The following is a 22,467-nucleotide window of genomic DNA, read 5'->3' on the forward strand; positions in this document are numbered from 1 at the left end:
TCGCTTTTTTATAAGAATTGTATTGTTTAGTGATACTTATTGTGATGATGTTGTCTTTAGTGTAAGTTGTACACCAAGGCTACTTAATTACACAAGCCTTAATGCTATATACTTAAATTGTTTGGTTTTATATTAGGCTTAGTCCTTACTGACTTTCTTTATACATACTATAAGCATGTTATAAGTACGTTATAAGCATGCTATAATCACGCTATAACCTATTTTAACACATGAGTTATGTATCTGATTATTAGTTATTTGTACTAATGTTTGCTATTGTAGTAAATTAGGCTATTATTATCCCTTGTAATCGAGGTTTTAAATGGTAATAATTTTACAACCTATGTACAGTTTTATGCTTGTAAATACAAGAAATTTTAGAAAGTAATTTATGAAGTATTAGTATTCCAAAGTGAAGTGTAAAAAATAAGCTTTAGTAGTGAGTAATACACTATTAAAACAAGGTTTTGTTATTGTAAAATGAGGACTAATATATGATGATTGTTAATGAAGTAGTTTAGGTGAGTATTAGAGGGCTTTTATTTGTTTTTTGGCTTAGTACCTTATTAGCGGTTCGGCTTTTTTCTATACTAATAAATGTTTCAACAATTCATTCCATTGAACTCTCAAAGTTGAATGAAATTTTTCTAGAGTGTTTTTTTGATTTTCTGTACAGTCTGAACAATTCTTATTTAATATGTTAATGTAGTTTTTAATAAGATTTTTGTCAAATTCATTGTTAGCAATTAAACTAAACTCTAACATAACAATATTTACCCAAATGCTTAAATCATCTTCGCTAAAGCATTTTTCAGAGTTGAAATGTGAAACAAATTCCTTAGTATTATTTTTAACATATTCTTTTCCTTTATATCCGAGTTCTTCAGAAAATGCTCCATCAGATTTTTGAAATGTCAACGTTACTACTTTAAAATAGAATGGTCTTGAATATTTATTTTTAGTTGTTAAGCTATCTAGTAACCTAAAAGCATTGTCTAATTTCCAATTACTATCTAAGTATATGTCTTTAGCAATTTGTGAAATTCTGTTATCGGAAATAAATTTATCAAAATTACAGTTTGTTATTTTTGTATTAGTTTCTGTATTTAAAACTGGTTTATTGTTGATTTCAGAGTATAAACTATCTTGATTATCAATTTTTTTAATTGGATTCTTTTCGGTTTTGTTTTTACATGCAGTTAAGCCAATTAGTATTATGAGTATTATTTTCCAATTCATATACAGAATTATTTTTAGGTCTCTTCCCTTGAGATATGGTTACAGATTTAAATTGAATTAAGCTGATAATTGATATGCTATATTTGGTGTTTTATAGTCTAAAGATAAGTGTAATTTTATTTGGGTGTATAAATTAATGAGTTTTTACCACAGTAGTTTGTTGTGTACATTTATTTGTATTCATATATAAATTCGTTTCTCAATTTATGATTTCGAGAGAACTCTTTTTTTCTTTCAAGTTTGCCATTTTTGTCATAAATCAACTGTGTATATTCCATTACAATATTCTTTTTCGTATACACTTTTTCGATTTTACTTAATCCAAACTCGTTGTATTCGTAGCGATAGAATTCAGAATCCTTATCATCTCTTTTGGTCAATCGACCTTTTATATCATATTCGTAAGTGAACTTTTTGCGATATTTTTTTCTGGTAGGAAATGTTTCGTTAATCAAAAGGTCATTTTTGAAATCACTTATTTTATATAAGACAGAATCTTTGTATTGTTCAATTTGTTTTAGTTTCCCGAACAGATTGTATTTGAAATAGTTCTTCCCGTCTAAATCCGTTATGAAATCAAGTTTTCCTTTTCTTTTATATTTTTTTCAATCGCAGTAGTAACTCTTTTAAAATCAGGTTCATATTTTAATAAAACAATACTGTCAGGATTTTTGAATTTATCGTAGTAAATATTTATAATTTCGTTTCCCATTCCAGAAACGTGGTTTTCAATATCAGTTCTTTTTTGATATTCTGTTTTTTTCCTTTGTAGATAAAGAAGTGTCCAAATTTTGAAGAGTCATTTAAGAATTCAATTTTTTCATAAAAGAATCCACTTTTATATTCAGTCAGTTTTGTCCAGAGAGTTGTGTCGTTAGTTTTCGGATTTATATTCCATTCATATCTTATCGATTTAACATCAGATGTGTCAATTTTTACTTGCGAAAAACTCGAAGTAGAAATTGAAATTAAAATGATAAGCAGGAAGTTTCTCATAATTGTACACAACGTTTTGTATAAAATTAGTTGCGTGGTTAAGTACGTAATTTAGTAAATAAAAACCGAATAGAAAATGCGCGAGGATTTTAGTAAGTAGACTAGAACTAGCAATTAATTTTATACAGTGTTGTGTAGCGTTTTTTATTTCAGTTTGTTAAATATATAATTTTTTAAATCCTCAACAGAAATATTATACTTTTCAAAATTATTTTTCTAAAATATCAATATATATTTCATCGGTACAACCAACATATTTTATAGCCTGTTTATAAACTAAAGTATCAACCATAAGTCTTAAATAAGCTGGGAAATTTTCTCTTCTATTAGTTTTTATAAATAACCTATTTCCAGATAATGGAAAAAGATAATCATCTTCATAGACTTTTGGCATTACATTTTTTTCAAAAATAACAGGATTATCAGAACACAAGTACGGTAACTTGTCAGTACTTTCTATAATTGTGTATGGTGTTCTACATTCAAATCCTCTCATCGAGTCCATTAAAGAATTATAATACTTATAAGCATTTAAAAATTGTTCGCTATTTTTAAATGCCTCTTCACATTTTTTGTCATTAATTCCTTTTTTGTTTTTTATGGCTAATCCTAAAGTTTTTAAATCATTGTTTTTTATGAAGTCTTTTAGTTCTTCTTTTCTATGAGGTAAACGCCAATACATTAAACTTACAAAGTGATTAAGAGCAGGCATATCATCTTCGTCTACATTGAAACGGTTATCATTGTTAGAGGAATTAATTTTGTCGATAAGTTTTGCTGCATTATTATCAAAATGGCTATAATGTTCAGTTTCCAAAAAATCTGTTTCAGATTCATTGAATTTTATTGTGTTACCATCTTTTTCAAAAAAGTAAGATTCTGGTGAAAATTCCTTTCCATTTTTAATAAACCTTTTTTCCTGAACATTATATATTTTAAACTTATTTGATTCTTTAGTAAAACCTTTTAAGTAAAAAACTGGTAAATAATGATGTCTCCAAGATTGGTTTTTCATTCTGATTGCGATGATTGGGTCAAATGTCTAGTCCTGAAATATGACTACAGGTTAAAATTGAATTTACGCTGATAATTTATATACCATATTCGGTGTTTTATAGTCTAAAGATAAAAGTAATCTTAATTGGTTGTATAAGTTAATTGTACTTTTTCTAACTCTATTTGCTTATGCAAATTTATCAAAGGTTTGATCGAGATAAAAGTCGTCTTTTTTTAAGATTCTGTTTACAAGCTATGTTATTGTATTATTTATGTTAATTCTTACAGAAGTTTTTAAGCTAAAAATTAATGAGTTTATACTTGTTTTATTGCAGTATTTTCTTGGTTTTACTTGTTTTAACAGGTATGCGTTTTTATTAACTCTTGTTCTCTCTTAATAAGTGTGGTTCTAATATTTCCAACAGGTTCGTTTTCTAATTTTTGTCTCAATTCAATAAATGTATTTGCAAAGTCATAAAATTTTTTACTTGTAGTAAAAGTCTCTAGCCATTTTCCGAAATCAATCAAATAATCTTGGTTTTTAGAATATTCAAAGTATTCAATTAGTTGTTCTAACTGCCAGTTTGAAGATTCAGATTTTTCAAATTGTAGAGATGTTTTTTGAAGAAATTTGTCAAAAATATAAGTGTTAGACACGAATGTTTGAATTGCTTTTTTTCGGCTTGTTCAATTCTTTTTGTTTTAAAAAGAGTAATTGTCCATTCAAAAAGAAAGATGGGATAGCCTATGTCTTCAGGAAAATTTTTAGTAAACCAATTGAAGTATCGTAATGCACCTGTAAAATCCTCTAATTTCAAGTATAATTCAGGTGGTAAATATCTTAATCCACCGCCATCGTGATAAAATCCACCCCAATGCTTTTTGTCAGCTTGAAGGGCACGTTTAATTTTCTTTATTTTATTTTTTATTCTTTCTTCTTGTTTAGGTGTCATCAACTTTTCTAAATGTTTAGTCCTGAAATAGGCTTATAATTTATGATTGATTTTAAGCTTATAATTTATACCTCATTTGGAGTTTTATATTCTAAAGATAAATGTAATCTTACGTTGATCGTATAAATTTATTGTATTATTTATGATGATGATTACAGAAGTACTTTAGCAAAAAAATAGTTAGTTTTTAATTAGCTTAAATGAGATGCCATCAATAATGACAAAGTAAATACCTTTTTCTAGTTTTTCAATATCTATTTGCTTATCCTCAATAACTCCATTACTAACTTGTTGTCCTTTATTATTATATATTTTATAATATTTATTATTAATTTCTTCTTCAAAAACTATATGAATTCTGTTTAATGCAGGATTAGGGTAGATGTTAAACTTATTAGATGTTGTAATTGAGTTAATTGAAAGGAGATTTCCAAAATAAATATCTAAATATTCTAACCTGTTTTCTAGCCAAGTTAGAGTGTATGTCAAACTCTGATTGTCGAATGAATAATTTGAATATACTAACGATTCTCTTTCGTAAATTTTATTCTCTTGTAAAAAAACATACTGATTTATAATAGAGTTTGATAAAGAATTGAGACTAAAAATATCACTTCTATAATCAAACCATTTACTGGCTGTGTTAGTAAATGCGTTGTTAGGGTTCTCGTTTATAAATCTATCCATGAAACCATTAGTCAAAATGTCATCAGTGATGTTTTGGTTAGTACCATTCCAAATAGTTCCAAAACAACCATCTAAATCCCAAGGTATGTAAAAGTACGGTTCATTAGTTTTGTATTTTCCTAGATAAATATTTTTACCAGTATTGTCTGTTGCACGAATTAAGTTTAGAAACAAGAAATAGTCTATAAAATTATCTTCATCAAATTTAGACCAGATATTAGTTGCAAAATCTGATTCAGAAGAATTCATCACAAAATCAGTAAATTGATAGAGGTTATCCCAGTCGGTTATTTCATCTTCATCAGGATGCTTAAAATCATAACCACTCCATACTCTGTTACTGTTATCGTAATCAGGTAAACTAGTAAAAGTGGAAGCTCCCCAGGAAGTTCCTTTATATAATTCGCCTCTCATATTTCCATTAAACTTTTTAAGTTTTAATTGTTTCCTATCAACTTGTTCAGAAAGGTTATATATGCCATTATATTTATCATTTATAAAAATTTCAACATACATGACATCTGCACCAGATTTAGCCTGTGCTTCATCATCAATATAATATGGTGTGTGTATCTCTTTCCAAATTTTAGAAGCTGTAAAACTTCTTAATCTTAATGGTTCATTGTATAATGCATCTAAAATCCAATCATCATCTTCACGTAATTCTCCAAATTGAAAGTCTAGTGTTTCCTCTCCAGTCTCATCTTCCCAAAATTCTAAATCATATGTTTTTTTGGGATAACTTTGAGAACTGCCACCTCTTAATTCAATCCCAATATTTGAAGATACTGTTTGTTCATTATCAGTGTAAACTAAAGTCGCTAATACCTTTGGCTCGTCAACGATTTCGTTGTCTGTATTTATTTTAATAATAGGTGTTTGCGTAAAATAAAGCGTGTACTGACTTGAAGAGTTTATGCTTTCTACTATATATGAATTTGAATATTCTAGGCTACTAGGGTGTGAAATAAAACTATAATCGTTTTGACCTAAAGTAATAACAATCTCATCGTAATCTTCAATATCTTGATAATCTTCAATATTTTGGATTCGAGATACAATTATAGAAAGGGTTTCATCAATTCCAAATTTATTTTCAGACACATTAATAGTTAGTGTTTGTGAGTATGAGTTTATCGAATAGATGAAACTTAATATTAATAAATATACTTTCATTTTTTAATGGCTAGTCCTGATATATGGTTACAGATTAAAATTGAATTTAAGCTGACAATTGATATATTATATATGTGTTTTATAATATAAAGATAAGTATAATCTTATTTGGTTGTATAAATTAATTGTGTTTTTTATAACTCTATTTGCTTATGCTAATTTATCAAAGGTTTGATCGAGATAAAAGACGTCTTTAGTTATTCCGTTTACGTCTTCAGTAATTATATTTTCTTAATAGTGATTTCTTTTTGTCACACTATAATATTTTTTCAAAATAGTATTTTGAACAGTGAAGAACATCATGACTTCCCATATAGAAAATACAAATGAGATGAATATACTGATATTAGTCATGATGTAGTACTGTGTAATATACTATTAAAACAAGCTTTTGCAATAGCAAAATCATGACTAATTTATGATGATTTTTGTATAACTATTTTAGCTAAACATTAGTTAGTATTTAATTGTTTTTTTACTATTTCAATATTCAAATATTTGTCAAATAATAATTGAATCGGTTTATAATAATCCTTAAATTGTATGTCAATTAAACTGATTTAAAATTATTTAATGTAACATTTTTTAGTTGATGTTCTTTCGGACTTTTTTTAACATATTTGTAGTTAAATATTTTCAAAATTAGTTACACTTTATATTACAATTATCTTTAAGTTTTGAGCTGGAATTATTAGTTAAGTTAAAATTCGCAACCACCACTACCAGTATTTTGTATTTCGGTATAAGTAGGGTTATAGGCATTCGTTCCTACAAAGTATTCATCAATTGTTATCTGACCATTGGTAATTAATTGGCTAACCCCACATAGGTTGTATAAAATATTATTACCAATGCCAGAAGCACTTGAGTTTGTATTCCTCCCAATATAAAGATTACCACCCAAAGTGGTTAGTGTCTCTAAACCGTTTAGGTTAATTAAATTATCATTATCCCAAATTAGAAGATTTCTTCCTATTAAAGTTATATTGTCTAAATCATCAAAACTTGTTAATGCATCATTCCAATGAACACGAAAATCCACACCTACAGTAGTAAGGTTATTTAAGCCATCAAAACTTACTAAAGCGTTATTATCAACAAGAGTCAAAGTCCCTCCGATAGAAGTAATTCCTTCTAAGCCTATTAAGCTTGTTAATGCTTGGTTTTCTAATATGGAAAGGCCTCCTTCTATTGTAGTAATTGACTCTAATCCTTCTAAACTTTCTAAATTATTATTTATCCAAATTTCAAGATTTCCTCCAATGAAATTAAGAGTACTCAAGCCTTCTAAGCTAGTAATTGTTTGGTCTTCAAATCCATGAATTAACAGGTTCCCTGTTACTTTTGTATAATTAAAAGTATTTATTTGTTCTTGATTTAACGATAAATTTCCATCGTAAATCAGACCTGTGATGAAATTATAAGTAATAGAAGTAGCAAGTACTACTCCTGTATTGTCTAAAGTTTCTACTTTCCAATAGTATTTGACATTTGCTAATAGATTACTATAAGTATAACTAGTATTACTTAAGTTGTATGTGGTTGTTGGGCTTTCGTCGGTATATAAATATAATTTATAAGTAGCATCTGATGGTGTGTTTTCTCCAGCAGAAAAAGTTAGTGTACCATTCTGGTAATTATCACTTGTAACAGTGTTGTTTGGATTGTTGATAGGGCTAATTATTGGGGCTTCTGTATCGTCAGTTGAACAACTAAATATAACTAGAGTTAGAAACAATGAATATAGAATCGTTTTAGGTGATTTTATTACGTTTCTAATAGGTTAAAAGTTTTTTTAATTTAAAAATAAAGTATTAGTCGTAAATATAAATTTATAGATTTGAATTTTGTTGTTTTATTTTATAAATCTTTTATTATTGATTAGCAACTAATTTAATTTTCTGATATCGGTTGACTCTTTTTTTGTTATTATTTCAACTCGTTCAATTCTTAAATTGTTAGTTCATGTAAATTTATATTACTAAGTTATGACAACAACTACTGAAGTACTTTATTAAAAAATTAATGAGTTTTTACTTGTTTTTTACCACAGTACTTTGTTAGCTGTAGTTTTTATTCGTCTTCACAAGCAAATTCATACTTTTCGAAATACTTATCAAAACTCCGATAATTAGATAAATTAATTGAATCAAATTCATCAGATTTTTTTCTTTTCGTTACTCCAATATTGCGCAAAGCAGAATTTATATCAATTACATCCATTCCTGAATAATGAGAATAGTAGTTTCCGTTAATTCGAATTTCACGTTTATCTTTGTAAACAATTGCTGCTTGTTCTCCAATACCACCATGATAATCGGTAGCGATAAGAGCAAAATTTGAAATTTCAATTTCTTTAGCTATACGTTCAATGCTCCTCACACAGAGTAGATTAACTCCTCCAAAGCTATCTCCATTCTCATCAAAGACATTCCATTTTTTTCCCCAATAAGTGGTGTGACAAACATCAAGAGGAATAATATTAAATCCATTTTCAGAGAATACAGGTAAATCCAAAACTTCAATTTTAGATTTATTTGGTTTTTCAGATGTTATGATTGCTTCAATATGGTGTCCCATTTCAATTTTTCAATTACAGCTAACGTACTCGACTATGACTAGTTGCACGGTTTAGCACTTAACTTAGCAAGTAAACACCAAACTGAAAATCCTATAGGATTTTCAGAAATAGGTAAAAACAAGCAATTACTTATAGCCATTGTTACAAACAGTTTTTATTCATAAATAAAGTTATAAACAGTCTGTTCATTATTTGTATTATTGATTTCAATCATTTCGGTCGGAAAATCATCGCTATCGTACGTGAAAGTGAAAGAAGAACTTCCAGTTTCTGTTCCGTTAGAGTCAAATCTTGTTAACGTACTATAATTATTAAAATTCATACTTTGAAAGTAATTCCAAAAAAGTCTTCGCGCTTTTATATCTATTCCAGCAAAAGGATGGTTTTTGTCATCGTAACTACTGTATTCTATTGAGAAAACAGTATTAGAATTACTATCAGTTTGAGTTTCTGTAATAATATTGTTGTTCATATCATATTCAAAAATCCTACTTCCAGCTGCTGTACAATCATTTAAATTAGATGGGCATTGAAAAAAGATGTATTCAGTTATCTGTTCATTGGAATTAAACTCATATTCGTGCCTATTGCCACCTCCTTCGATAAATTCTTCTAAATCTGAAATCAATAGACCATTTTCAAATGTATAAGTAGTTGTTGCGTCAAGTTGGTTGTATTCAGAACCCGTAAAATTAAATTCTTCAGACGAAACAATTCTATCATCTGAATATGAAAAAACTATTCGTTCATCACCAACTTCTGTAATTGTTGCAAGTCTTTCATTTTCATATTCAAAATCATACTGTCCTACAAGGTTTCCATCTTCCATTATTTGAAGTGACGTTATTCTTTTTAAATTGTTTTCATTCGGATTATCATTATTTGTATTGCCATCATCAGATGAGCAAGATAAAATTGTTAATCCGATTAAAATTCCAAGTAGCAAGTTTATTTTTTTCATTGCGTAAATTTTGGTGTAAATTGTTTGTTAAAATTTAGTCGTTGTATTCTAAAGTGAAAAAATCACCATTGTCGAATGTGTATTTTGTCACATATCCATCACTATCATATTCAAAAGTATAGCTGTAAGTTGTATTATTATCGATTAGGTTTAAGCAATTATTTGTAGAAATGGCAAAACCTGGTAGATATTCAGAATCCCAAGCAAAAAGTTTTTCAGTTACTCTATTTCCAGAATCCCATTCAGTTATTGTATTATAATTAGCATTATCAATTTGGTTATTTGTAGAATACCATATTTCATTCCATTCTGTTAAATTTCCATTATTGTTGTGATTGAATATTTGCTCATAAGTTTTTGTTCCGTCAAGATTTAATCGTGTGTAAGATTTCAATAGATTATCAATAAAACTATATTCAAATGTTAGGTCTGAATAATTACTTCCGCTATCTGTGAATATTTTAAATGTACCACTTGCATTATTAGAATTATAGTTGTTGAATATATGTTCTGTATTTACAATATCAGCTCCAGATTGTTTTCTTTTTAATATTTTAGAAATATTATTGTTCGTGTAATCAACAAAAGTTGAGTCATTTAATGAATTGTCTGCAAAAGCAAAATCATTTTGAGTAGTCAATATTAAGCGATTTTGTGAATCATAAAAATACTTTTCTGAATATCCATCATTCCAAGATATTTGTTTTAGTAGTTTTGTGTTTTCAATTGACGGATTATTATCAGAGTTTTCATCGTCTGATGAGCAAGATAAAATTGTTAATCCGATTAAAATTCCAAGTAGTAAGTTTATTTTTTTCATTGCGTAAATTTTGGTGTAAATTGTTTGTAACGTGTTTGTATATGATACGTTGCGTGTGTAAGCAACTAATTTAGCAAATAAAAACCGAATAGAATATTCCGCAGGAATATTCGTAAGTAGGCTAGAACTAGCAATGGATTATATACTTTGTTAGCTATAGTTTTTTAATTTCACAGTTTCAATTTCATTGCATATACAAATGTTTTTTTCGTCAAACTGGTATTTCCCACCACAAAGTTGGAGGAAATAATTATCAATTTCGGGGACTTCAAAAATTAGTTTATAATTGCTTTTTATTTTAGGATTTTGCTCTTTTCCAAAAAAGGGTATTGTATTTTCTTGATTCATAACCATTTTAGACAAACCTTCACTTGAGAATTCGTAAAAATATCCCTCAATATCAAAAATTCTAAACATATAATTATGGATGCTAGTCAACTCTTTCGAAATATTTTGAATTTCTATGTTAATAATAAGAAAATAGCCGTCTGATTTTGCTTTCAAAAAGTCTTTCCCAAATTCTCTTTTAAACTCGAAACTTTTTATTAGATAAGAAAAAAATCCTACATCTATTTTGTCTAAGGTTGAGTATTGTTTTTTTAGTGAGAAATTATTTTGCTCTTCGAATAAGTTTTCCTCAAATAAACCAAAATCATTTACAAATTCATAATAGTTAAATCTAGACTTGTCTTTTGAATTGTTTGTGTTAAATTCAGTTTTTTGTTTTTTATTTGTTTTAGAACTTCTCCAGTTTTTATATCTGTTTGATTTTATAAAAATCAGTAGTTTTTCATAAGCTTCTTTAATTTGGCGAAATTTTTCAACATACTGATTTGAACCAAAGTTCGTGTCTGGATGATATTCTTTAGATAGACTTCGAAAAGCTTTTTTTATTTCTTTTTCAGAAGCATCATACTCTAAATTAAGTATTTTGAAATATTCGGTCATTCAAATTATAGCTAACTAGTTATATAACAACTAATATAGTTGTTTTTGGGAGTGTATTTCCCGTTATGACACATAATAGTTATTATTTGGTTTTAAATATTGTTGTAAGTTATTATTTTATTTTAATAAATTATAATACTTAATTGATTTACAATCAAGAAGTTTCTGTTACTTGTGTTTTTGTGAGGAAAGAGGGAGTTGTAATCTTTTTGTGTATGGTTTTAATTATGTTTTACTTTGTTTCTATATGAGGTATTTATTTGGCGTTACGGTAATTTGGGCTTTTTCGTTTAGTTTAATTGGTGTGTATCTTTCGGGATATGTGGATGCATGGTTTTCTGTATTGGTACGTATAGGTATTGCTACAATACTGTTTTTGCCTTTTTTAAAACTAAAAGGCATCACAGCTAAAACAATTTTAAAACTTATAGCAATTGGTTCTGTTCAATTAGGTGTAATGTATTGTTTTTATTTTCAATCTTTTAATTTTCTAACGGTTCCGGAAGTGTTACTGTTTAGTGTATTAACACCAATTTATATTACTCTATTAAATGATGTTTTAAGCAAACGGTTTAATAAAGTACATCTTCTTACAGCTTTAATAGCGGTGTTAGGTGCTGCTTATATACAATATTCAAGTATTAGCGAGCATGTTTTTTTAGGTTTTTTAATTACTCAAGGTGCTAACCTTTCTTTTGCTATAGGTCAAATAGCCTACAAGTATTTATTACAATTTACACCAGAATTACAATCTAAACCAAAGCATACCGTTTTTGGATTGTTTTTTATAGGTGCCTTTTTAGTGGCTCTAGTTGCGTTTTTTATTTTTGGATCGTCCCAAAAGTTACCCACTACAGCTTTACAATGGTTAATTTTACTATATCTAGGTGCTGTAGCCTCTGGTTTAGGATATTATTTTTGGAATAAAGGTGTTGTTAAAGTAAACACAGGCGCTTTGGCAATTATGAATAATGCATTAATTCCGTTGGGTTTAGTCGTTAACCTTGTAATATGGAATAAAGAGTCCAATCTTATTAAAATTATAATAGGAGGAAGTCTAATTTTTGCCTCGCTTGCATTAAATGAGTATTTATCAAAAGCTACTAAGAAGTAATTTTAATTTTGTTAAATTAACTGTTTTTATACTTATGTAATACGTCTAAAGGTATGTGGCAATAACTATAATCTTCTGGATGCAAGGTTAATCTATCTTGGTGTTCTGCGTCACTTAAAACAAAGTTTGTTAGCGGAAGCACCTCAATTACTATTGTTTTTAAGGTATTGTTTTCCATATTTAGTTTGTCTTCAATTGTCTTAATATGTTTTTTTGCTTTTAATAGGTGTAATTTATTATTACTGTAAATACCTGTTCTGTATTTTTTTCCTACATCGTTTCCTTGTTTATTAATGCTATAAGGATTAATAATTTCTAATAAATAATTTACTAAATCTTCAACTGAAACGACATTACTATCAAAAGTTGTTTTTACACATTCGGCAAAACCATCATAATCTGTTATAGTAGAATTGGTTGTGCCATTTGCTCTGCCTGCTTGTGTATTAATAATCCCTGGAATGTGTTTTAAAAACTCTTGTACACCCCAAAGACAGCCACCTGCAAGATATATGGTTTGTTTTGATGACATTTAAATATGATTTGTTTTTGTTGTTATTTTTTAGTTTTAAAGACCTTTTCAAATGCATCATAAACTGCTTGATGTAAAGCATCTCCATGATTTTTATCTTCAAAAAAACTATAATATAATTTTGTGTTTTCTTTTTTGTTAAGAGATAATTTTTCAAATAACTGTTTTGCTGTACGTTGCATAACAGGTCCTTCTTTTCCTCCAGCTATATAAATGGATTTGTTGTTTGTGTATGTTTTAGGTTGATAGTTTTTTAATAGTTTTTCGTCATCCCACCATAGACTTGGACTTACAATGATATAATTATCAAAAAGTTTTGGTTTTTTGAATAAAATTTCTGTGGCTAATAGTCCGCCTAATGATTGTCCGATGATTGTTTTTGTAGCAGTTGTTTTGTAGTTAGCATTAATAAAAGGCTGTAATTCTTTTTCTAAAAAGGTTATGAAGTTTTTAGATTTACCAGTTGTAGGGAATTCTTCTTGGTCTAATTTATTATTTGATGGGTATGTAAAATCTTTTTTTCTGTCTACGTTAGCAATACCTATAACAATAGATTCAGGAATGATATTAATCCAAGAAAACGAACAAAACTGTACTAGTCCAGAAATGTGTATAAAATCTTCGTCTTTTGATCCGTCTAATAAATAAATAACAGGGTATTTTTTTGTGCTATCTTGATTGTAGCTTAACGGTAGATAAATATTTAATGTTCTGGTTTCGTTTAATATTTCAGATTGTATATTTATTGTTTTACCTAAAGTAAAATCTGTTTCGTTAAGTTTTTTAGGTAAGCTTTGTCCTAAACAAAAATTACTAAAGCATAATACTATAAGTAGGTGAGTAAGTTGTTTCATAACTTGTAATGTACAAGATTAGGTTATGGTTTTTTCTGATAATTGCAAATACTTGTCTTTTCCTAAAGTTAAATAGTATAATGGATATAAAAAGACTATGGCTGCAAGAATTGCAAATATCATGTTTTTAGTAAATAAAAGTAATCCAGCTAGTAGCATGAAAGTGGCTTTAAATAAATTTTCATGTTTAAAACTGCTAAGTGTTACAACAGTTATTTTTTGATCTGTTACATTTACTGTTAGTGGTTGACTACTGCACCACGCTGCTTTAGCATATATTTGATGTTGACCATTACTGACCTCAAATGTTTTGCTTTGTTTATTTATTGTGCCTTTGGCTACATTGTCAATAAATATTTTAGCTCCAGTTGTGCTGTTTATTTTTATCGTTCCCATTAATATAATTGTAAATTGTTGTTTTTGGATTATGCTTAAATAATCCGTTTTATTGATTATTGTTTAAAAATAGTGGAATAAATTTAGTGTAGGTACTATACAGATAAAAAAGCTACCTAATTTAGGTAGCTTTGGTTTTAAATCACTTTTTATTTAAGACTTATTTTTGTCGATAATTTGTTTTCGTTTTTCGGCAATTTCTAAATTAAATTTCCATTTTTTGTTGTAATCTACTTCCATTCTTTTTTTAGCATATTCAATAGCTTTATCGTAATCACCTATAGCATAATATGCACCAGATAAGTTAGACAGTAAAGACCAATAGATTTTCTTTTCTTTTTTATCTTCTTTGTCTTTGAGTTTAGCTATTTCGGTATTAAATTTTTGAATACTTTCATTAGCTAATTTGTGTAATTCTTGATTGTAGTTTTCAGAGTAATCTACCTTGTTTAAAGCTATTAGTTTTTCAACTTGAGCATTATTATCGATGCCAAATTTTTCTTCTTTTTTAATTCGAAAAAGATTTACTCTTTTTGACTCGTAGTAACTAGAAAATAAACCTTGTAAAGATTTTGAAATATCTTGTATTATATATCCTGCTTCTGATATGTTTTTTGAGGTTCTATAATCTCGAGCATTATTTTGATATTGGTTTTTAATTAATCTTGTAGCTAAAGTCTTGTTAGTTATACTACTATTTTTATAAACACCGATACTTTCAGATTTAGTTTTTCTAGAATACTTTTTTGTAAAAATGATACTATCGTTTAGGTCTTTAACAGTTACCTCGACTTCAGATCTTATTTCAATTATACCAGTATAAGTGTTTTTAGCATCTTTACCGTAGGCTTTTTTTCGGTAGCACTTACAATATGTTTTAGTCCTAAATTATTAAATTTAATAATAAAGTCAGGATTATCAGATTTTGTATAACCTGGTAAATCAAAATAAGATTTTATTAATCCTTCTAATTTTGGATTATCAAACGATGTGGTTTTTTGACTACCATTGTCATCTAATTTTATATTGTCACTATTCTCTTCGATTTTGATACTATAATTTTTAAAATCTACAGGTAAATTAATTTCGGGATAGTGTAGCTCTTGTATGTACCATCCTTCATTTTTTGCGTTTTGTGCCAAACACAATTTTGCAGTCAATATTATTACAATTAATAATAGTTTTTTCATTTTGATATTTTATTGGTTGATTTTTATAAGATTATCAATATATTTTGATAATTACGGTCCTAAAATACTTTATTATTTTGGTTTTATCAAAGTTATATTTTCTGATTAAGTATGCTTGTATTTATAGGTTAGTAATCTTCTTTTTTAGAATAATTTTTGTAACGTTTTCACTCTCTCTATCTATTAATTTTTCATTTTGGTCATAAAGGATAAATGCCTCATCATTGGCATAAGCCAGCATGCCTTTACCTGTGTAGTACATTTCTAGAAAACGATCAAATGTTTTATCTGATAATAGTTGACTTGTTTTAGCCGACAGTAATTTATAACTTCTATTATCAGTAGTTAACTCTGCTGCAATTACAGAAGGGTATAAAAACTCTAAACTATCGTATGGTAATTTTGTAACAGTAGTTTTGTCTTGATTTATAAAATAGTATTCCCTATCCTTGACTTTGTCTGTATCTGTAAAAAAATAAGACTCTGAATGGCTATCTGTTTTAGGCGAATATAAAAAGTAAATAGGTGATGGGACTGTGTAGATTATTTTTCCATTTTTATCTATAAACTGTGTTTGTTCTTCCAACTCATGATGATAAATGTTTTTTACAGGAGATATGTTTTTTAATGTTGTAACAAAAGTAATTGTATCCCTTGTGTTTTCTAGATAAAGTGTTAGAGCATCAATATTACCTTCTACGTTAACTTTTACTTTTTTAGTTTTATCATACTCTGTATTTAAGCGTTTAATTGCTATGTATTTTAATATCAAATAAGCTTCTTTTTTTGAGTCTACATTTTTTATGTGTTTCTCAATGTTTTTACTGTTAGATAGTCTTTCATTATAGTCTTCTTCAGGTGTTTCAGTAGAACAATTACTGATACTATATTTAGTGTCTAGTACATCACCATTGTTATTAAAATATTTTTCTTCTAAAATGGAACCTTTGTGATATGGGTAGTAGTCATTAGGTGTTTCGTATTCCAAATAATTTTTCTCCATTTTAAGAAGTTTAAAACCACCTTTTTGAACACCAATTTCGTTTTTATTAAATTGAATTGAATCTATCTTTGAAACATACTTAACTTTAAATTCTAATGTTAAGCTATCCACATGCTTCATCTCTTTAACAGGTATTGAGTTTAACGGAAACGAATGAGACTCGATTGGAGTTGGTACACTATCCTTTGTACCATCATGGTAATAGGTCGCTAAGATTTTTAAATCTTTTTCAGAGTCAAAATTAAGATAATAAAAAGGCTGAATGCTTTGTTGATTTCCAAATTTAAAAACAGTAGCACCATTATTTCTAACTACGGTTTTTAAAGAAGCATTATTATTTCTAAAAAGTTGATTAAAATATACACCATTTTGGACCGTATCTCTGTAATTTAAATGGTTGTCGTTTACAAGTTCTAAATAGGTGTTTTTATCTTCAAGATATTCTTCCTCTTCTTTTGTATAGGTTTTAGTTATTTCTTTAAATGATTCGTTTTCTTGTTTCCTGTAAAGTGTAATTTGATCAATAATAGTATTTTTATTATCTAGGTAATAATTTAAATTTTTGAGACTATTTTTTTTACGACTTCTAAATTAGTAGTGTCAAGATACTTTTTAATGCTAGTGTCTATTTTTTCTATTTCATATTTGTCAACACAACGTTTTTCTTCTGCATGAACCATAGATTGAGTAATAACTTCTAACAATTCAGACTCATCATTTTGAGATGTGCAAGCGGTTATAATAAGTAGTAATACAATAATTAATTTTGGTTTTATCATTTAAATGATTTTTATAGTTTTTAATTTTAAGTATAATTAAATTACGTTGTTAATTTCTATCCAATAACCATCTGGATCCTGAAAGTAAATTTGTTGGATACCATCATCACGAACATAGTCTTTGTTAGGTGTGTCTTTCCAATCTGAAAACGGAATATCAAGCGCTTGTAGATGTTTTAATAGAGTATCAAAATCTGTTGTTGCTATTGCAAAATGAACCGCTTTGTTAGTGATTACTTCTAATTCTGGTCGTGGTATTAAATGTATCTGTTTAGTATCTGTTAATGCTAACCACCTGGTTTTAGAAGTTGATGCTGTGTTTTTAATTTCACTAAGTTGTAAAACTTCTTTATAAAATGTAACAGATTTATCAACGTCGTTAACAGATAATGCAATATGGTTTAATGTTAAATTAAACATGATTTTATAGATAAATTACTTGGCTATTAAAAACGATTTTAAGTCGTCATAGCTACTAATTTTAGTTGCTACTTTTGTTTTATCCATAACAGCTTCAATTTGTGGTGGTAAAGGTTGTTTTTGTTTAATAACAGCTTCTACAACATCTAAAAACTTGGTTGGATGTGCAGTTTCTAAAAATACACAATGTACGTTTGGATTATCTTTTAAATAAGCTTCACAACCTAAATATCCAACTGCACCATGTGGATCTGCTACATAGTTATACTGGTCATAAATGGTTTTTAAAGCCTGTTTAGTTTGGTCGTCAGTAAAACTATAAGATGATAAATTATCTTTTAGTGTACTAAAATTGTTTTTATAGATTTCTTGAATACGAATAAAATTACTTGGATTTCCAACATCCATAGCATTACTAATAGTTTGTACAGATGGTTTAGGAGTATACTCTTCGGTTTTAAGGTAATTAGTTACTACATTATTTTGATTATTTGATGCAATAAAATGTTTAATTGGCAGACCTAATTGTTGTGCCATCATACCAGCACACACATTACCAAAATTTCCGCTTGGTACAGAAAATACAATCTCTTTTTGCGTCTTGTGTAATTGTTTGTAAGCAAACATAAAATAGAGTAGTTGCGGTAACCATCGTGCAACATTAATAGAGTTGGCAGAGGTTAGTTGCATTTGACTAGTCAAATCAGTGTCTAAAAAAGCACGTTTAACCATATCTTGGCAATCATCAAAAACACCATCAACCTCTAAAGCTTTTATATTTTGACCTAACGTAGTCAGTTGTTTTTCTTGTATGTCACTAACCTTACCTGAAGGATATAAAATCACAACATTAACACCTTTAACGCCTAAAAAGCCATTAGCAACAGCACCTCCTGTGTCACCAGAAGTTGCAACTAAAACAGTTACTTCATTGGTGTTATCTTTATTAAAATAGCCTAAACAACGTGCCATAAAACGTGCTCCAACGTCTTTAAATGCCATAGTTGGTCCATGAAACAATTCTAAGGTAGAAATGTTATCGTTTAACTTTACAATAGGAAACTGAAACGACAAGGTTTCTGCAATAATAGTTTTTAAAACGTCTTTTGGAATATCAGGAGAAACAAATTGTTGTAATGCCTCAAAAGCGATATCATTATAACTTAAAGCATCAATATTTTTAAAAAATGAAGCAGGTAATGGTGTAATACTTTCAGGAAAATATAAACCTTTATCTGGAGCCAATCCTTTTATTACAGCATCTTTAAACGTTGTGTTAGGTGCTTTTTTGTTAAGACTATAATATTTCATTTTTCTGATGTTTTGTTAGTTTGTATTTCTTAAATTAACAGTTAGGTTTTAACTAATAATTTTCATCCCTTGAGTATTAATTTTGGACACATAAGTATTAAAAGCAATAGTCGTATTGGCATATACCTGTGTCATTGCTTTTGCAACAGCTTCAGCAGTAGTTTTACTTTTTGATAAGGCAAATATCGAAGGTCCAGAACCCGAAATACCAGCGCCTAAAGCACCTACTTTTAAGACTTCGGTTTTAACCAAATCAAAATGAGGGATTAGTTGACTTCTGTATGGCTCAACCACCACATCCTTTAAAGATTGGCTAAGCAAATTATAATCGTTGGTATGTAATGCGTGTACTAAACTTCCAACATTTGACCATTGTGTAATGGCGTTTTGCAACGGAATGTCTTGTGGTAAAATAGCACGAGCTTCAGAGGTTTTAACTTCAATTTGCGGATGAATTATTGTAACATACAAATCCTTAGGTGTTGGTAATTGCAACACTTGTAAAGGTGATGTGCTTTTTACTAAAGTAAAACCACCAAAAAGGGCAGGAGCTATATTGTCTGCATGCTCACATCCACTAGCTACAGCTTCACCTTTCATTGCAAAATCTGTTAATTGTGTAGCGTTATAAGGGTTACCTAATAAATGGTTTATAGCAAAAACACTTCCAGCCGCACTTGCAGAGCTGCTTCCAATTCCGCTTCCTGGTTTTATGTTTTTATAAATTTCGATTTCAAAACCACAATCAGGTTTTGCATCATTATATAAGGCTAAAGCCGAAACACTAGCTACATTTTTATCGGTTTCAAAAGGAAGGTCTGCACCAACTATTTTAGTGATTTTTATCCCTTTTTTATTAGTCTTTCTTATTATCATTTCATCACCAATGGTATCTAAGCAAAAACCTAACACATCAAATCCACACGAAACATTGGCTACCGTTGCTGGTGAGAATATTTTAATTTCGTTCATTTAAAACTACATTTTGTCTTTTCCGCTACAGCGGTAATTATTTAGTAAATGTATTGCTACTTATTTATTCCCAATCCTAATAATATCTGCAAATAATCCTGAGGCAGTTACATCTGCTCCAGCTCCAGCTCCTTTAACAATTAAAGGCTGTTCTGGATAACGTTGCGTATAAAACATTACAATATTATCTTTACCTTCTAAATTGTAAAATGGATGTCCTTCAGGTATTTGTTGTAAACCAACTTTTGCTTTACCATTTTTATATTCGGCTACATATTTTAATTGGCAATTATTAGCTTTTGCATCTGCGTATAGTTTTTGAAAATGTGGCTCTTCTTCAGTTAATGTGTCATAAAAATCATCAACAGAAGTACTTTCTAAATTAGATTTAGTTAAAAATGAGTCGTTAACAATATCTTCAATTTCCATTGGAATACCATTTTCTCTAGCTAAAATTAAAATTTTTCTAGCGACATCAATTCCGCTTAAATCAATTCGAGGATCTGGTTCTGTATAGCCTTCAAATTGAGCTTGTTTTACGGTATCATGAAAATTCTTCTTATCACTAAAATTATTAAATACAAAGTTTAAACTTCCAGATAAAACTGCTTGAATACTTATCACTTTATCACCTGAAGCGACTAAATTATTTAAGGTATTAATAATTGGTAAACCTGCACCAACATTAGTCTCATACAAATAAGAAGCATTATATTTTAATGATAAATCTTGTAAGTTTTTGTAATTGGCATATTTGTCTGAACATGCAATTTTATTACATGCTACAACAGCAACACTTTGTTTTAAATAGTTTTCATAAACAGCAGCAACCTCTTTGTCTGCTGTGACGTCAACAAAAATGCTGTTTCTTAAATTTAGCTCGATAACTTTTTGGTAAAAGCCTTCAATGCTAGATTTGTCAGCATGATGAAATTGAGAAGCCCAATTATTTAAATCAATACCTTTAGGATTGAATATCATTTTTCGGGAATTAGCCATTCCAACAATTTTGACGTCTAATTTTAGGTTTTTCTTTAAAAAGTTGTGTTGTTGATGGATTTGGTCTATTAGTTTTTCTCCAACATTACCAATTCCTGTAATAAACACGTTAAGCTGTTTTGTGTTTACTTCAAAAAAGCGCTCATGCAAACTGTTTAAAGCTTTGCTGACATCGTTATTGTTGATTACTGCAGAAATATTTTTTTCTGAAGCACCTTGAGCAATAGCTCTAACATTAATGTTGTTTTTTCCTAAAGTACTAAATAACTTACCGCTTATACCTTGATGACTTTTCATGTTATCACCAATTAAGGCAATTATGGATAAGCCTTTTTCAACAATAATAGGGTTGATTTTATGTAACGAAATTTCGTTTTCAAAGGTATTGTTTATAGCAAGTTCTGCAGTTTCGGCATTACCTTCATCGATACCAAAACAGATGGAATGCTCAGATGAGGCTTGTGTGATAAAAATAATGTTTATTTTTTCGCTAGCTAAAGTTTCAAACAAGCGTTTAGAAAAACCTGGTATACCTACCATTCCGCTTCCTTCTAAAGTAAAAAGCGCAACTTTGTCTATATGACTAATTCCTTTTACAGTAAGATCACTACCATTATTTTGATTAGAAATTACAGTTCCGTTAGCTTCAGGATGTAATGTGTTTTTTATATGTATTGGGATAGCTAAATTTAAAACAGGCTGTACTGTTGGAGGATACAATACTTTAGCTCCAAAGTGAGACAGCTCCATAGCTTCTTGGTATGACAAGTTGTTAATAGGGTACGCTTGTTTAACCAATTTTGGATTGGTTGTGTACATACCACTAACATCTGTCCAGATTTCTAATTGTTCAACTTTTAAAGCAGCCGCAATAATTGCAGCAGTAAAATCTGATCCACCACGACCTAAAGTAGTGATTTCTCCTAACTGAGATTTTGATACAAATCCAGGTAAAATGGTAACTTGTTGCGTTGCCTGATTAAAATAATCTATGATGTTTTTATTAGTCACGTCGTAAATGACTTCGGCTTTTGTAAAGTTAGAATTAGTCACTATTAACTCTTGACTATTTTTTAAAATAGTATTTAAACCCATGTTTTCCATGGTTTTTGCTATGATAAAAGACGATAGTAATTCTCCAAAACTTACCAGTTTATCAGAGGTTTTTGGAGATAATTCGTTTATTAAAAAAATTCCGTTTAAAAGTTGTTCTAAATCCTCAAACTTTGTGTCAACTTCCTTTTTTATAGTTGTTGAGCCTGGAGTTAATTCTTCTATAACTTTATAATGAATCGTTTTTATTTTATCAAAAACAGTTTTATATTTTTTATCTTTTTGCTTGGCTAATGTACCAGCTTCTAATAGCTTATCAGTAATACCACCAACAGCTGAAACCACACAGATTAAAGGATTAGACAAAGATTCCTTTTGTAGTATATCTATAACTTTTTTAATGTTCTGAGCCGAACCTACAGAGGTTCCTCCAAATTTTAATACTTTCATTGTAATATTTTTAGTTGTGATTTGTAGTTGTTAAAAA

The 22,467-nt window shown here is 28.6% G+C and carries 21 protein-coding genes; 1 reads left to right on the plus strand and 20 read right to left on the minus strand.

Annotated features, from left to right (window positions below; genetic code table 11):
• Window positions 1-585: 585 nt before the first annotated feature.
• From AC0L4B_RS11080 to AC0L4B_RS11125, 10 genes are all read right to left on the minus strand, one after another.
• The gene (locus AC0L4B_RS11080; protein ID WP_473436959.1) at window positions 586-1,239 is read right to left on the minus strand and encodes a hypothetical protein; all 654 of its coding nucleotides are present in this window, start codon (window positions 1,237-1,239) and stop codon (window positions 586-588) included.
• Between the two features lie 568 nt (window positions 1,240-1,807).
• Entirely contained in the window at window positions 1,808-1,951 is a 144-nt protein-coding gene (locus AC0L4B_RS11085) for a hypothetical protein (RefSeq protein ID WP_473436960.1), read from the minus strand.
• A 492-nt stretch (window positions 1,952-2,443) separates the two neighbouring features.
• Window positions 2,444-3,250, minus strand: a complete 807-nt coding sequence (locus AC0L4B_RS11090; RefSeq protein WP_473436961.1) for a DUF4238 domain-containing protein — start codon at window positions 3,248-3,250, stop codon at window positions 2,444-2,446.
• A gap of 553 nt (window positions 3,251-3,803) precedes the next feature.
• Window positions 3,804-4,184 (minus strand): hypothetical protein, encoded by a 381-nt coding sequence (locus AC0L4B_RS11095; RefSeq protein WP_473436962.1) that lies wholly within the window; start codon window positions 4,182-4,184, stop codon window positions 3,804-3,806.
• A 180-nt stretch (window positions 4,185-4,364) separates the two neighbouring features.
• Window positions 4,365-6,047 carry a CotH kinase family protein gene (locus AC0L4B_RS11100; protein ID WP_473436963.1) on the minus strand — a complete coding sequence of 561 codons (1,683 nt, stop codon included), beginning with the start codon at window positions 6,045-6,047 and terminating at the stop codon, window positions 4,365-4,367.
• A 700-nt stretch (window positions 6,048-6,747) separates the two neighbouring features.
• Window positions 6,748-7,785 carry a hypothetical protein gene (locus AC0L4B_RS11105; RefSeq protein ID WP_473436964.1) on the minus strand — a complete coding sequence of 346 codons (1,038 nt, stop codon included), beginning with the start codon at window positions 7,783-7,785 and terminating at the stop codon, window positions 6,748-6,750.
• A 335-nt stretch (window positions 7,786-8,120) separates the two neighbouring features.
• Window positions 8,121-8,627: a hypothetical protein gene (locus AC0L4B_RS11110; protein ID WP_473436965.1), complete on the minus strand. Its 507-nt coding sequence runs from the start codon at window positions 8,625-8,627 to the stop codon at window positions 8,121-8,123.
• A 155-nt stretch (window positions 8,628-8,782) separates the two neighbouring features.
• Window positions 8,783-9,574 (minus strand): hypothetical protein, encoded by a 792-nt coding sequence (locus AC0L4B_RS11115; protein WP_473436966.1) that lies wholly within the window; start codon window positions 9,572-9,574, stop codon window positions 8,783-8,785.
• Window positions 9,575-9,623: 49 nt separating this feature from the next.
• Window positions 9,624-10,409, minus strand: a complete 786-nt coding sequence (locus AC0L4B_RS11120; protein WP_473436967.1) for a hypothetical protein — start codon at window positions 10,407-10,409, stop codon at window positions 9,624-9,626.
• 150 nt (window positions 10,410-10,559) lie between these two features.
• Entirely contained in the window at window positions 10,560-11,357 is a 798-nt protein-coding gene (locus AC0L4B_RS11125; RefSeq protein ID WP_473436968.1) for a DnaJ domain-containing protein, read from the minus strand.
• 247 nt (window positions 11,358-11,604) lie between these two features.
• Between AC0L4B_RS11125 and AC0L4B_RS11130 the strand changes: the two genes are divergently transcribed.
• Window positions 11,605-12,471 carry an EamA family transporter gene (locus tag AC0L4B_RS11130; protein ID WP_473436969.1) on the plus strand — a complete coding sequence of 289 codons (867 nt, stop codon included), beginning with the start codon at window positions 11,605-11,607 and terminating at the stop codon, window positions 12,469-12,471.
• 16 nt (window positions 12,472-12,487) lie between these two features.
• Here AC0L4B_RS11130 and AC0L4B_RS11135 read toward each other — a convergent pair whose 3' ends face one another.
• The 10 genes from AC0L4B_RS11135 to thrA all read right to left on the minus strand — a co-directional run bounded on the left by AC0L4B_RS11135 (window position 12,488) and on the right by thrA (window position 22,430).
• Window positions 12,488-13,003 carry a peptide-methionine (S)-S-oxide reductase gene (locus AC0L4B_RS11135; protein ID WP_473436970.1) on the minus strand — a complete coding sequence of 172 codons (516 nt, stop codon included), beginning with the start codon at window positions 13,001-13,003 and terminating at the stop codon, window positions 12,488-12,490.
• Window positions 13,004-13,026: 23 nt separating this feature from the next.
• Complete coding sequence (locus tag AC0L4B_RS11140) at window positions 13,027-13,857, minus strand: alpha/beta hydrolase (RefSeq protein ID WP_473436971.1); 831 nt, start codon at window positions 13,855-13,857, stop codon at window positions 13,027-13,029.
• 18 nt (window positions 13,858-13,875) lie between these two features.
• Window positions 13,876-14,253, minus strand: coding sequence for a hypothetical protein (locus tag AC0L4B_RS11145; RefSeq protein WP_473436972.1), 378 nt, complete (start codon window positions 14,251-14,253; stop codon window positions 13,876-13,878).
• 809 nt (window positions 14,254-15,062) lie between these two features.
• On the minus strand, window positions 15,063-15,443 hold the full coding sequence (locus AC0L4B_RS11150) for a hypothetical protein (RefSeq protein ID WP_473436973.1): 381 nt from the start codon (window positions 15,441-15,443) through the stop codon (window positions 15,063-15,065).
• A gap of 121 nt (window positions 15,444-15,564) precedes the next feature.
• Entirely contained in the window at window positions 15,565-16,557 is a 993-nt protein-coding gene (locus AC0L4B_RS11155) for a hypothetical protein (protein ID WP_473436974.1), read from the minus strand.
• Between the two features lie 443 nt (window positions 16,558-17,000).
• On the minus strand, window positions 17,001-17,225 hold the full coding sequence (locus tag AC0L4B_RS11160; RefSeq protein WP_473436975.1) for a hypothetical protein: 225 nt from the start codon (window positions 17,223-17,225) through the stop codon (window positions 17,001-17,003).
• Window positions 17,226-17,261: 36 nt separating this feature from the next.
• A complete protein-coding gene (locus AC0L4B_RS11165) occupies window positions 17,262-17,645 on the minus strand; it encodes a VOC family protein (RefSeq protein ID WP_473436976.1) in 384 nt (127 codons plus the stop codon).
• Window positions 17,646-17,660: 15 nt separating this feature from the next.
• Complete coding sequence (gene thrC, locus AC0L4B_RS11170) at window positions 17,661-18,956, minus strand: threonine synthase (RefSeq protein WP_473436977.1); 1,296 nt, start codon at window positions 18,954-18,956, stop codon at window positions 17,661-17,663.
• A gap of 48 nt (window positions 18,957-19,004) precedes the next feature.
• Window positions 19,005-19,928: a homoserine kinase gene (locus AC0L4B_RS11175; RefSeq protein ID WP_473436978.1), complete on the minus strand. Its 924-nt coding sequence runs from the start codon at window positions 19,926-19,928 to the stop codon at window positions 19,005-19,007.
• A 60-nt stretch (window positions 19,929-19,988) separates the two neighbouring features.
• Window positions 19,989-22,430, minus strand: a complete 2,442-nt coding sequence (gene thrA / locus AC0L4B_RS11180; protein ID WP_473436979.1) for a bifunctional aspartate kinase/homoserine dehydrogenase I — start codon at window positions 22,428-22,430, stop codon at window positions 19,989-19,991.
• Window positions 22,431-22,467: the final 37 nt, after the last annotated feature.

The sequence above is a fragment of the Olleya sp. NP1-10 genome (assembly GCF_055804415.1).